The organism is Glutamicibacter soli, from assembly GCF_003309065.1.
GTDB lineage: Bacteria > Actinomycetota > Actinomycetes > Actinomycetales > Micrococcaceae > Glutamicibacter > Glutamicibacter soli.
Map to the genome: position 1 here is coordinate 127718 of NZ_POAF01000008.1, position 12637 is coordinate 140354.

Genomic DNA, 12637 nt, shown 5'->3' on the forward strand with positions numbered 1-12637 from the left:
TACCAGACAAGAAGTGAGAAAGATGACTGCCCAACTCAACGAGCAGGTTACCGCAGGGGCCACCGGTCGTATTGCCCGCGTGATTGGCCCGGTCGTGGACGTCGAGTTCCCTGCCGATGCACTGCCTGCAATCTACAACGCACTCACCGCTGAGCTGACCCTCAACGGTGTAACCAAGACCATCACCTTCGAAACCAGCCAGCACCTCGGTGACGGCCTGGTTCGCGCAGTATCGCTGCAGGCCACCGACGGCCTGGTCCGCGGTGCAGCCGTGAAGGACACCGGCGCTTCGATCTCCGTCCCGGTTGGCGACGGCGTCAAGGGCCACATCTTCAACGTGCTGGGCGACGCCCTGGACGTTGACAACTCGGAGATCCAGGTCACCGAGCGCTGGCCAATCCACCGCCAGGCACCGAAGTTCTCCGATCTTGAGGGCTCGACCGAGATGCTGGAAACCGGCATCAAGTCGATCGACCTTCTGACCCCCTACATCAAGGGTGGCAAGATCGGTCTGTTCGGTGGCGCAGGCGTGGGTAAGACCGTGCTGATCCAGGAAATGATCACCCGTGTTGCACGTAACTTCGGTGGTACTTCGGTATTCGCCGGCGTAGGCGAGCGCACCCGTGAAGGCAACGACCTCTGGGTCGAAATGGACGAGGCCAACGTTCTGAAGGACACCGCCTTGGTGTTCGGCCAGATGGATGAGCCACCAGGAACCCGCCTGCGCGTGGCACTGTCCGCTCTGACCATGGCGGAGTACTTCCGCGATGTGCAGAACCAGGACGTGCTGCTGTTCATCGACAACATCTTCCGCTTCACCCAGGCCGGTTCCGAGGTGTCGACCCTGCTGGGCCGCATGCCTTCCGCCGTGGGTTACCAGCCGAACCTTGCCGATGAAATGGGCCTGCTGCAGGAACGCATCACCTCGACGAAGGGCCGCTCGATCACCTCGATGCAGGCAGTCTACGTCCCGGCCGATGACTACACCGACCCGGCTCCGGCGGCAACCTTCGCCCACCTGGACGCAACCACCGAGCTGTCGCGTGAAATCGCGTCGCGCGGTCTGTACCCGGCAATCGATCCGCTGACCTCGACCTCGCGAATCCTGGATCCGCAGTACATCGGTCAGGCTCACTATGATACGGCCATCCGCGTGAAGGCCATCCTGCAGAAGAACAAGGAACTGCAGGACATCATCGCGATCCTCGGCATCGACGAACTGGGCGAAGAGGACAAGGTCGTCGTGGCACGTGCACGTCGTATCCAGCAGTTCCTGTCGCAGAACACCTACACCGCAAAGCAGTTCACCGGTGTGGAGGGTTCGACCGTTTCCATCAAGGACACCATCGAGGGCTTCACCGCCATCTGCGATGGCGACCTGGACCACATCGCAGAGCAGGCGTTCTTCAACGTCGGTGGTTTGGACGACGTCGAGCGCCAGTGGGCTGAGATCCAGAAGGCCAGCAAGTAACGATGGCCGAACTTCAGGTCGAAATCGTTGCGGCCGACCACTTCGTGTGGTCCGGCCCGGCGAAGCTGGTCAAGGCTCGTTCGGTAGACGGCGAGATCGGAGTTCTGCCCGGTCACGTCCCGATGCTGTCGGTGCTTGCCGCTGGGGATCTGGAAATCGATCCGGTTTCCGCATCCCGCTTCACGGTCCAGATCGATGGAGGGTTCTTCTCGGTCGACTCGGATCGCGTCGTGATCGTTGCTGACAACGCTGTTCTGGAAAACGCAGCGTAGGCGATGAATTGATTGAGATTACCGCACCAGTTCTCATAGCGCTGCTGGTTCTAGCCGGCATCGTCATGTTTTTTGGCGCCATGGCCGTGCGCCGCATTCAGTTGCGGCGCACGCTGGGCACCTTCGACGCCTCCATCCTCACGCCCAAGGGCAAGTGGATGATGGTGATCGGCCGCTACGGCGGCGGACATGTGGATCTGTTGCGGTTTTTCTCTGTCTCGCCGATCCCCAGCTTCGTGGTCGAGCGCCGCGGGCTGGATGTCACGGGGTGGCGTCGCGCCGACGAGCAGGAGGCCTTGCGGATTCCGCCGGGCTTCGTGATCGTTGAGCTGACCCGCAACGGCGAACCCCTGCTGCTGGCGATGGACTACCGGGACTATACCGGGTTCTCGTCCTGGCTCGAAGCAGGGCCGATTGCCGGCTCCTGGCAGATCTAGACAAAAACTTCTGATCCCGCTTCCGGGCGGCCGATCCATTCGTGGAACGGCCGCCCGGAGGCGGGATTTTTTGCGACCTCGCACCGGATGCGCCGGGTGCGCAGAGTCGGGGCAACGGGGGAGCCTATGCCAAGGCCCGCCGCTTCGGAAGCTGGTTCCGAGGCGGCGGGCCCGATGCATCATGCGGACGGCGCTGCGGCTAGAGCAGCTGGCCCTTGCGGAAGGTTTCCACCAGCTGCAGCTCGGCATCGAGCACCAGCACGTCGGCGGCGAAGCCGTAATGCAGGGAGCCGACTTCGTCGGCCAGCCCGATCAGCGAGGCGGGGTTCACGGTGGCCGCGTAGACGGCCTGCACCAGCGGGATGCCGGCGGCCACTGTCTCGCGCACGATCTGCAGCAGCGTGGCGGTGCCGCCCGCCAGCGAGCCGTCGGTGGCCAAGCGCGCCTGCCCGTCGGCGACTTTGACCTCCTGCGGGCCCAGCGAGTAGCTGCCGTCGGCCAGCCCGGTGGCGGCCATGGAGTCGCTGACCAGCAGGATGCTGCGGGCGCGCACGAGGTTGAACATCAGGCGCACGGTATCGGGGGACAGGTGCACCCCGTCGCCGATCAGCTCCACGTAGGCGTCCCCGCGCTGGGCGGTCTCCAGGCAGGCGGCCACCGGACCGGGCTCGCGGTGGTGCAGCGGCGGCATGCCGTTGAACAGGTGGGTCACCGTCGGTTTCTCGGTGAAGCCGTCCACGCCGGCGCTGCGCAGCTGCTCGCGGGCGAACAGCAGCGAATCGGAGGTCTGCGTGGCGGTGGCGTTGGTGTGGCCCAGCGACGGGACCACGCCGTAGGAAACCAGCTGGCTGATCAGCTCCTCGCTGCCCTCCAGCTCCGGGGCGTAGGTCATGGTGCGCAGCTGGCCGCGTGAAGCGGCGAACAGCTCGTCGACGAACTCGGGCTGCGGATTGGACAGGAAGCGCGGGTCCTGGGCGCCGCAGCGCGCCTCGGAGAGGAACGGCCCTTCGGCGTGGATGCCGGCGATCAGCCCTTCTTCGGCGAATTCGGCGAGGATTTCCGCCGCCTCCACCATGGCGCCGCGATCGGCGGTGACCAGGGAAGCCAGCAAGGTGGTGGTGCCGGCCTTGTGCAGGTAGCCCAGGGCCTCGGTGACCGCCTGGTGCTCCGGGGCCGCGAAATCGGCGCCCACCGCGCCGTGGCAGTGCAAGTCGATCAGTCCGGGGATCAGGACGGCGCCCTCGGGCACCGGATGCACGGCGAATTGGCCGGCGTCCTCCTTGGCGAGGAAGTCGTCGCGGTTGCCGGCGAAGGCGATGCGGTCATCTTCGATGGCCAGTGCGCCATCGGTGACCTTCATTCCGTCGGAGACCAGGGTGGCGAACAGTACTAAGCGCGAAGCAGTCATGCTCCTAGCTTAGACACAGTTGCTGGCAGTGACACTGATGTCGCGCATGGCAGTCTTGCGCGGGGCAACAGGAGCTGGACTTTGAACTGGCGACGAGCCTCGCTAAACCACATCTACTGGACGTGAATACACGTGGATCGAACCCGAAATAGATTCGTTGTTGTGCAGGACTATTTTTTGCCGGTGAGAATGTTGTTTTCAACCCTTGGAGCACTTATCTCATGGTGCCATTCTTTGACTATGAAAAAGCGAACGGAGAATGGTGAAGGCAAGGATCGAAATCATATCTTGACTGTGTTGGGATTAGGCGTTGCTGCCTTGAGCCTGATTGTCGCAGTAGGCCCAGCGATGGTCGACATGGGAATCGTCGATAGGCACAGGATCCCTGGGCTCATCCATGAATCACAAATAAGTGACGCCCCCTCAAACTCGTTGCCTCCAGTTTCAGATAGCGTCACCCCGAAGGGAACGGAAAATCAATTAAAGGCACCTCGTGACCTGAGTGGAGCCAATGCGCAATCAAATTCAAACGGCGACTTGGCGGTAGGAACTCCTATAACTTTTCTTCCATGTGATGAGCGGTACATTGTCATCGTGAGAAACAGCAAGAATGAGTCGGCTTATGCCGATGAAGTCACAGAAGCGTTGGAGAAATACCCGGGTAGCCAGTATGCAGTCACCAAAGGGAGCTGCAATTCATTAGCTCAGCAGTCTTCGAACGATACATTGCTATATATCGTTTTCTATGGTCCGTACGAACTGGAATCAGAAGCGTGCGATAAATCAAAATCAACTGTTCCGGACTTCACGAAAGTCTACGTGAAGCAATTAAGCCCTAGCGGAAAGCCTGGAGGCAGTGTGAATTGCCCTTCACTGTAATTCACGTTCGGGCAATAGTCGGAGCAAATGTTCCGTCAGCACTTGACTGGAACTTTCCGTGAAAAGAACTGCCGACTTCGGCCTTAGACCTAGAAGAGGCGTCCCTCAGAGTCGTCGACTCCGCGCATTGCATCGTAATCGAGGGTGAGGCAGCGGATGCCGCGGTCCTCGGCCAGGGTGCGGGCCTGCGGCTTGATCTGCTGGGCGGCGAACACCCCGGAGACCGGCTTGAGCAGGGGATCGCGGTTGAGCAGCTCCAGGTAGCGGGTCAGCTGCTCCACGCCGTCGATGTCGCCGCGGCGCTTGAGCTCCACGGCTACGGTGGCGCCTTCGCCGTCGCGGGCCAGGATGTCCACCGGGCCGATCGCGGTCATGTATTCGCGGCGGATGAGCTTGTGCCCGGCGCCCAGCAGCTCGATCTGCTCGGCCAGCAGGCGCTGCAGGTCGGCCTCCACGCCGTCCTTGATCAGGCCCGGGTCGTTGCCCAGCTCGTGGGCCGAGTCGTGCTCGATCGAGTGGAACTGGATGGTCAGCCGGTCGTCGGTCTTCGCGCTGGCCACGGTCCAGGTGGTCACCGAGCCCAGTGCGGCGGCCTCCTCGTCGGGCGAGCCTTCCCGCAGGGTCAGCGGCGGGTTCATCCAGTTCAGGGGCTTGTAGCTGCCCCCGTCGGAGTGGATGAGCACCGAGCCGTCGGCCTTCACCATGATCAGGCGGGTAGCCAATGGGAGGTGGGCCCGCAGGCGGCCTTCGTAATCTACTGAACACTTCGCAACCACTAAACGCACCTGACACACTCTACTAGGTGCGTGCGGTGCACGCGCCCGGGATACGGCATGATTAATGACATGCCACGTTCGAACCGCCCCCGCCGCCAGTCCAAACCCCGAGGCAATTCCCGGGGTGCCTCCGGCGGAGGATCGCGCTACGAGGCCGACTCCGAGGCGGATTTCGGGTCGGCGCGCCGCGAGGACGACTGGATGCAACGGGCCCGCTACGGGGTGGTCATGCTGCAGGACGCGCCCGACGGCCAGTGGCATGTGCGCAAGATTTCCCCGCTGAACGCCCAGAAGACCTACACCTGCCCGGGCTGCCACCGGCAGATCACCGTGGGAGTGGCGCACCTGGTAGCCTGGCGCGCGGATCACTGGTCGGGGGACGACGCAGCGGCCACCGCCCGGCGCCACTGGCATCCGCGCTGCTGGGAAACCCGCTCCTACAAGTACTAGCTGCCGCAGGACAGCCGCAGGGAATTCCTAGAGTCGGTCCTGCCGGGCGATGAACACCTCGCGCAGCAGGATCATCGCGCTGGCGGCGACCGGGATGGCCATCAGGGCTCCGGTCACCCCGGCCAAGGTGCCGCCGGCGATCACGGAGATCACCGCGACGGCGCCGGGCACCGCCACCGCGCGGCGCATGATGCGCGGCGAGACGAAGTACGCTTCGAGCTGCAGGTAGCCGAAATAGCACAGCGCGTAGATCAGCGCCGTCTGCCAGCCCAGCGAGAGCGTCACCAGCGTGACCAGGATGCCGGCGATGACCCCGCCGACCAGCGGGATGAACGCCAGCACCGCGACCAGCAAGGTGAGCAGCGCCGCGAACGGCACGCCCAGGATCGTCATCAGCAGCAGCGCCACCAGCGAATTGAGGAACGCGACGGTGGCCTGCCCCATCACGTAGTTGCCGACCGAACTGGTGATGCGCACCGCCAGCTCGCCGGCGCGTTCGCGCTTGGAACGCGGGGCCAGGCGCAGCCCGAAGGCCATGATGGCGGGCAGCGAGGCGAGGAAGTAGATCGCCAGCACCAGCACGATCAGGATGCCGAACATCGACTGCGCCACGGTCTGCGAGACGCCCAGCACGCCGCCGAAGACGTTGGTGATCGCGCCGGAGTCGCCGAAGAATCGGTTGACCTCGTCGTCGAGCCGCTGCGTCAACGCGTACTGGCGGTCGATCTGCACCAGCCAGTCGCTGCTCAGGAAGTTGTTGATGATGGTCGGCGCATCGGTGATGAACGAGGTGATCTGCGTGACCAGCGTCGGGATGATGAGCGCCATGAATCCGCCGAAGAGCGCCAGGATGCCGAACATCGTGGCGGTCACCGCCAGCGGACGGCTGAGCCCCTTCGAGACCATCCAGCGCACCACCGGGTCCAGTCCCAGCGCGATGAACAACGCGATCGCGATCCAGGTAAGCAGCGATCCGACATTGGTCAGCACGTAGTATCCGCCCAGGGCCAGGCCCACGCCGGTGGTGCCCAGGAAGCCCATGGCGATCGGGTGCAGCGCCGGGATCGGATCCGGTGCGCCCTGGTCGTCATAGGGCACCTCGCCCAGCGCATCGTGGCGCGGGGTGTTCAGCATGGCCGTCAGACGCCGGGCGAGCCGGCGGCGCAGCGAAGCCTTCTCGGCTGGGGCGGGGGACTCGCCGCGCGGGGCCGCAGGCTGCGTCAAGGGAACCCGCGGAGTTGATGCGGTATCAGGCGCCGGATGCTCAGCGGCGGATTCAGCGTCAGGGTCGCGGTGCTGGCGACGGGGAAGCTGGTGCAGCGGATCGGCCGGCGACGGGTTCTGCCGGCCGTCCGATTCCCCCGCGGCGGAGGGGATCTGGCCGGTGTGCGGAGCTGGCTCGTGTGGCTCGTGCGGCTGATCTGACTGCATGGCACCGAGCATACCGCGCAAACGGCTTTTCGGTGTGCCCAAAGACACCGCGGACTTGGGCGATTGAGGCAGTTCACAGGCAGTGGCAGGAACCATGCGGGCACCGGACTCGTTAGACTGGGGATAGTACAGCTGTGAGACGTAGGTGAATAGGTGAAATCGTGCGAAAAGTAATCTCCGTGATCGCGATGCTGCTCGGGGCCGCGGCCCTGATTGTCGGCATCGGGCAGAAGACCTTTTGGGCTCCGCCCGAAACGGTGACCGCTACCATGCCGCAGTTCGACGGCAAGGCCCCGCTGACGCTGATTGAATCCAGCGTGAACTCCGAAAAGCTCGCCCCGGTCGAACTGGTCATCAGCGGCGAGGGCGAATTCACCGCCTCGCTGGGACGCAGCTACGACGTCGAGGCCTGGGTAGGCAAGACCGCCCACGCAGCCGTCACCGGCATCGACACCGAAAACCACCAGATGCAGGCCAACTTCGTCGAGGGCGACGCCACCGCGCCGGATCCGAAGAACGCCGACATCTTCTTCGACTCGCAGACCGCGCAGGGCACCATGACCTACCGCTGGACCGCCCCGGACACCGGCGACTGGTCGCTGCTGCTGGCCGCCGGCGGCAAGGACGCCGCCCCGGTGGACATCTCCGTCACCTACGCCAACGACGAAGCTATGCCGTTCGCGCTGCCGCTGATCATCGCCGGCGCGCTGCTGCTGGTCTTCGGGCTGGCGCTGCTGGTGATGCGCACCGCAAAGCCAGGCGCCGCCGCACCGGCCAAGGCCAAGAGCACCACCCAGAACTCCGTGGCCGCCGTGGCCGTCGTCGCGCTGGCCGTCTCCGGCGTGGCCCTGCCGATGGCCCCGTCCGAGGACGCCTCGCAGTCGCCGGCCCAGAACGCCACCGAAAGCGCTTCGCCGAGCGCCACCGAGCAGGCCAGCGAGTCCGCCGAGGCATCCGCCCCGGCCGAGTCCGAGCCGACCGCCTTCCCGGTGGTCACCGAGGAGCAGCTGACCCGCATCCTGGGCGATGTGCAGAAGCAGATCGGCAACGCCGATGAGAAGCGCGATAAGAAGCTGCTCGAATCCCGTGCAGCGGGCGCGTTCAAGTACATCCGCTCCAGCCGCTACGACATCCTGAACGACGACATCAAGGTCGCCAAGCCGCTGACCCTGAATACCTCGGTGATCCGCTCGGCCGCCGTGCCCAACACCTCGGACGCCAGCTTCCCGCGCGTGATCACCGTGGTGACCGCCAAGGATTCGGACGCCGAGACCCTGCCGCAGGCGCTGACCCTGGTGCAGGCCACCGCCCGCGACAACTACCAGGTGATCTTCGCCGAGCAGATGCTGCCCGGCGCCAGCTTCCCGGGCATCGCCGTCGGCGACCCGTCGATCAAGCAGCTGGACGCGAACGCCAAGGGCCTGCAGCAGACCCCGAAGGACGCGCTGAAGTCGCTGGCCGACGTGCTGACCAACGAGAAGTCGAAGAACAAGGACAAGTTCGCCGAGTCCGAGTTCATCAAGGCCATCCACGCGGGCCAGAAGACCGAGTCGCAGAATGCGAACGAAGCGAAGGTCAAGTACGCGCGCACCGTGACCGAGGGCGACACCCGCGTAGTCTCCACCCCCGACGGCGGCGCGATCGTGACCGGTAAGCTGAACCAGCGCGCGGTGTTCGAGCGCACCGAGGACTCCGATCCGCTGGAGGGCACCGACGAGCTGACCAAGAAGCTGCTGGGCAAGGCCAGCTCCACCGGCGACGTGGAAATCAACTACGCCGAACCGGTCATGTTCTACCTGCCGGCCGAGGGCTCGGAGGATAAGATTCAGCTGATTGCGGCCGAGGTAGTGCTGCTGAACGTGAAGGAAGTGAAGTAACCGTGAGCGAAGAGCCAACGATCCCATCGTCCCGCGGCGCCGTGGACCTCAGCGCGCTGTCCTCGCACCGCCTGCAGGCCACCGACGCGACTGCGCCGGAAGCCGGCGCGACCTGGACCATGGAGCTGGACGAAGCGGCATTCCAGCAGTTCGTGGGCCTGTCCCAGCGGGTTCCGGCCATCGTGTCGCTCGGTTCCCCGCGCGTGCCTGCCTCGACCGAGCTGGACGCCTCGCTGCGCAAGCTCGTCGACGCTCGCGGCGGCAAGTTCGTGCTCGGCCTGGTCGACGCCGAGGCGCGCCCGCAGATCGCCCAGGCCTTCCAGGCCCAGCAGATCCCGCTGGTGGTCGCGCTGGTCAACGGCCAGCCGGTGCCGCTGTTCCAGGGCCCGGCCGGCGAGGAGCAGATCGAGCAGGTCTTCGGGCAGCTGGAGCAGCTGGCCGCGCAGCAGGGGCTGGGCGGCACCGTGCCGCCGTTCGCCGGAGCCCCTGCGGAGCCTGCGCTGCCGCCGCTGCACCAGAAGGCGGTGGACGCCATCGAGGAGGGCGACTACGCCGCCGCCGAGGCCGCCTACATGCAGGCCCTGAACGAGAAGCCGAACGACCACGAAGCCCAGGTGGGCCTCTATCAGGTGCGCCTGCTTTCGCGTACGCAGAACCTTGATTTGAACCAGGCCCGCGCCGAAGCGGCCTCGAACCCCGACGACCTGAACGCCCAGCTGAACGTGGCTGACCTGGACATCGTCGGCGGCCATGTGGAGGATGCCTTCTCCCGCCTGGTGTCGCTGGTGGCCCGACTGGCCGACGAGGAACGCGAACGCGTCCGCCGCCGCCTGGTCGAGCTCTACGCGGTGATCGGCACGAACGATCCGCGGGTCGCCGCCTCGCGCCAGAAGCTGGCCCGCGTGCTCTTCTAGCAACGCGGTTCCACGCCAACGCCCAGGGCGCCGGTGCACCTCGAGAAGTATTCTCGTGAGGCATCGGCGCCCTTTGTCGATCGCGGATTAATTCAAAAGGATGATGATGGATGACTTGGGCTGTTGCTAGGCTCGAGGCATGAATCCGATCGCACTAGATATTCGCTCCCTGGCCAAGCAATTCGGGGCCAAGGTCGCAGTGAACAACGTCAGCCTGCAGGTTCCCGCCGGCTCCTTCTATGGGTTGGTCGGGCCCAACGGCGCCGGCAAGACCACGATGCTTTCCATGGCCACCGGGCTGCTGCGCCCGGATGCGGGCTCCGCGCTGGTCAACGGGATCGACATCTGGGCGGACCCGCACGCGGCCAAGGCCACCCTCGGGGTGCTGGCCGACGGGGTGCGCCAGTTCGACCGGCTGACCGGCCGCCAGCTGGTGACCTATTCGGGCCTGCTGCGCGGCATGGACCGCGAGGAAGTCGCGATCCGCACCGAAGACCTGCTGCGCGTCATGGACCTGACGCAGGACGGCGACAAGCTCGTCGTCGACTATTCCGCGGGCATGACCAAGAAGATCTCGCTGGCCACCGCGATGATCCACTCGCCGAACCTGCTGGTGCTCGACGAGCCCTTCGAAGCGGTCGACCCGGTCTCCGCGGCGAACATCCGCGACATCCTGAACGGCTACGTCCAGCTGGGCGGCACCGTCATCGTCTCCTCGCACGTGATGGACCTGGTCCAGCGCATGTGCACGCACGTCGCGGTGATCGCCGACGGCGTGCTCAAGGCCCAGGGAACCGTCGACGACGTCCGCGCCGGCAAGTCCCTGGAAGAACGCTTCGTCGACCTGGTCGGCGGACGAGCTACGAACGAGGGGCTGTCATGGTTGCGCACATCCTCCAACTGAAACTCCGTCTGCTGGGCAACGGCTTCAAGCGGTCCACCGGCCAGCTGGTCGCGGTGATCATCGGCGGCCTCTATGCATTGGGCATGGTCGTGCTGCTCTCCGGGGCGAGCTGGGCTACCGCGGAGCAGAACCCGTTCCCGGGCCAGCTGACCATCATCATCGGCTCGGCCGTGGTGCTGGGCTGGGCGGTCATTCCGCCGCTGCTCACCGGTGTCGACCTAACGCTGGAGCCGGCCCGCTTTGTGCATTTCGGCATCGATACCAAGGTGCTGGCCCCCGCGCTGGTGCTCGCCGGGTTCATCTCGGTGCCCGCCGTGCTGACCTTCCTGGGCCTGCTGGGCGCCTCCATGATGTGGCGGCTGGATCCGGCGGTGCTCGCTCTGGCCCTGGTCAGCGCGGTTGCCACCGCGATCATGGCGGTGCTGGTCTGCCAGTACCTGACCATCATGGCCACTGCGCTGCGCTCCAAGCGGCGTTTCCGCGAGTTGACCTTCGCCCTGCTCTTCCTGCTGCTGGTCTCCCTCGGGCCGTTGCTGTCGTCGGTGTTCGCCGCGGCGGAGAGCATCGCCGACTGGATCAACCCGATCTCCGCGGTGCTCGCCTACACGCCGCTCGGCGCCTTCGCCGCCCTGCCTGGGGCACTGGCCACCGGGAACATGGCGCAGCTGGCGCTGTGCGCCGTGCTGGGAGTCGTCTACCTGGTGGGCCTGTATCTGCTGCTGGTCCGGGCTACCGGGGCCGCGACCGTCGCGCCCCCTGCGCAACAGCGTGCGGCCACTGCCCGCGGGCTGGGATTCTTCAAGCTGCTGCCGGCAACTCCCACCGGAGCCGTGGCGGCACGCTCGCTGACCTACTGGTTCAAGGATCCGCGGTACGCGCTGAGCATCCTGATGGTGCCGATGCTGCCGCTGATCTTCTGGTTCGCCGGACGCCAGTCGGGGGAGTACACGATGATGTTCGCGCTCGGCCCGCTGATCGGCATCCTGATGGGTTTCGCGATCTCCGCCGATGTCTCCTATGACAACACCGCTTTCGCCCTGCATGTGCTGACGGGGGTATCGGGCAAGGCCGACCGGGCTGGACGCGTCATGGCCTGCTTCGCCATCGGCATCATCCCGCTGCTGCTGGCGGCAACGCTTCCTGCCATCCTGTCCGACCAGCTGTGGCGTCTGCCAAGTGATCTGGGCTTGTCGCTGGCCGCGTTCCTGGTATCGCTGGGCGTCTCATCCGTTGTCTCGGCACGCTACACCTACGCCGTGCCGCTGCCGGGCGAGAACCCGATGAAGACACCTCCGGGCAACGGCCTGCGTGTAGCGCTGACCCAGATGGGCACCATGGGTTTCATGGCAGTGCTGCTGATTCCAGTGATCATCCCGGCTGTGATTTCCTGGACGACGCAGTCGCAGGTTGCAGGGTTCATCGCGCTGGGTATTGGACTCCTGCTCGGTGTCGGGATGCTGATCGGTGGCGTGCATTTGGGTGGCAAGTGGTTCGATCGCCGCCAGTCTGAACTCATGCAAGCGGTCATGATCAACCGATAGCTGGTGCACATGGTGGGGTTGCCATTCGAATAGTCGAATGGCAGCCCCACTTTTTCGTGGGTACCGCTGGGAGAGGAATCAGTCGGAGTCCGGTAGCGGGATGCTGGTCGGGACGCCCGGTGGACTGTAATTCCTGCGCAACCGCTGCGCCGGATCCCTGTCCTTGGGCAGCAGCACCCACGGCAGGCCCTTCACCCACACGATCTTGATCACCTCATGGTCGAACTCGATGTGGTGGTTCTTGCACCCCGGAGCGATCTTGTCCAAGTTCGTTTCC

Annotated in this window: 13 protein-coding genes; 9 read left to right on the top strand and 4 right to left on the bottom strand. The window is 65.1% G+C overall.

From position 1 onward, the window contains the following. Positions 1 to 22 precede the first annotated feature (22 nt). Genes atpD through C1H84_RS15855 form a run of 3 tightly spaced genes read left to right on the top strand, consistent with a single transcriptional unit; the run spans position 23 to position 2180 of the window. Positions 23 to 1471 (top strand): F0F1 ATP synthase subunit beta, encoded by a 1449-nt coding sequence (gene atpD, locus C1H84_RS15845; RefSeq protein WP_047118751.1) that lies wholly within the window; start codon positions 23 to 25, stop codon positions 1469 to 1471. Positions 1472 to 1473: 2 nt separating this feature from the next. Continuing rightward, a complete protein-coding gene (locus C1H84_RS15850) occupies positions 1474 to 1743 on the top strand; it encodes a F0F1 ATP synthase subunit epsilon (protein WP_047118752.1) in 270 nt (89 codons plus the stop codon). Positions 1744 to 1751: 8 nt separating this feature from the next. Continuing rightward, on the top strand, positions 1752 to 2180 hold the full coding sequence (locus tag C1H84_RS15855; protein WP_052772306.1) for a DUF2550 domain-containing protein: 429 nt from the start codon (positions 1752 to 1754) through the stop codon (positions 2178 to 2180). A gap of 199 nt (positions 2181 to 2379) precedes the next feature. Here the strand turns inward: C1H84_RS15855 and C1H84_RS15860 are convergent, their stop codons facing one another. Next, complete coding sequence (locus C1H84_RS15860) at positions 2380 to 3588, bottom strand: N-acetylglucosamine-6-phosphate deacetylase (RefSeq protein WP_047118753.1); 1209 nt, start codon at positions 3586 to 3588, stop codon at positions 2380 to 2382. Between the two features lie 162 nt (positions 3589 to 3750). Between C1H84_RS15860 and C1H84_RS18095 the strand changes: the two genes are divergently transcribed. Then, positions 3751 to 4467, top strand: coding sequence for a hypothetical protein (locus C1H84_RS18095; RefSeq protein WP_146956145.1), 717 nt, complete (start codon positions 3751 to 3753; stop codon positions 4465 to 4467). Positions 4468 to 4556: 89 nt separating this feature from the next. Here the strand turns inward: C1H84_RS18095 and nucS are convergent, their stop codons facing one another. Next, positions 4557 to 5252, bottom strand: coding sequence for an endonuclease NucS (gene nucS, locus C1H84_RS15865; RefSeq protein WP_053797791.1), 696 nt, complete (start codon positions 5250 to 5252; stop codon positions 4557 to 4559). 60 nt (positions 5253 to 5312) lie between these two features. Here nucS and C1H84_RS15870 point away from each other — a divergent pair, with 60 nt between their 5' ends. Then, on the top strand, positions 5313 to 5693 hold the full coding sequence (locus tag C1H84_RS15870) for a hypothetical protein (protein ID WP_047118755.1): 381 nt from the start codon (positions 5313 to 5315) through the stop codon (positions 5691 to 5693). A 27-nt stretch (positions 5694 to 5720) separates the two neighbouring features. Here the strand turns inward: C1H84_RS15870 and C1H84_RS15875 are convergent, their stop codons facing one another. Further along, a complete protein-coding gene (locus C1H84_RS15875) occupies positions 5721 to 7124 on the bottom strand; it encodes an AI-2E family transporter (protein ID WP_113607950.1) in 1404 nt (467 codons plus the stop codon). A 161-nt stretch (positions 7125 to 7285) separates the two neighbouring features. Here C1H84_RS15875 and C1H84_RS15880 point away from each other — a divergent pair, with 161 nt between their 5' ends. From C1H84_RS15880 to C1H84_RS15895, 4 genes are all read left to right on the top strand, one after another. Then, entirely contained in the window at positions 7286 to 9001 is a 1716-nt protein-coding gene (locus C1H84_RS15880) for a hypothetical protein (protein WP_146956147.1), read from the top strand. Positions 9002 to 9003: 2 nt separating this feature from the next. After that, a complete protein-coding gene (locus C1H84_RS15885) occupies positions 9004 to 9915 on the top strand; it encodes a co-chaperone YbbN (protein WP_181728175.1) in 912 nt (303 codons plus the stop codon). Between the two features lie 139 nt (positions 9916 to 10054). After that, on the top strand, positions 10055 to 10819 hold the full coding sequence (locus C1H84_RS15890) for an ABC transporter ATP-binding protein (protein WP_113607943.1): 765 nt from the start codon (positions 10055 to 10057) through the stop codon (positions 10817 to 10819). Further along, on the top strand, positions 10795 to 12360 hold the full coding sequence (locus tag C1H84_RS15895; RefSeq protein ID WP_113607944.1) for a transporter: 1566 nt from the start codon (positions 10795 to 10797) through the stop codon (positions 12358 to 12360). The genes C1H84_RS15890 and C1H84_RS15895 overlap by 25 nt, the downstream gene beginning before the upstream one ends. A 78-nt stretch (positions 12361 to 12438) precedes the next feature. On the opposite strand, the gene C1H84_RS18345 is transcribed toward C1H84_RS15895, so the two are convergent. After that, positions 12439 to 12637, bottom strand: a 199-nt coding sequence (locus C1H84_RS18345) for a hypothetical protein (protein ID WP_181728176.1), incomplete at its 5' end; no start/stop codon positions are given.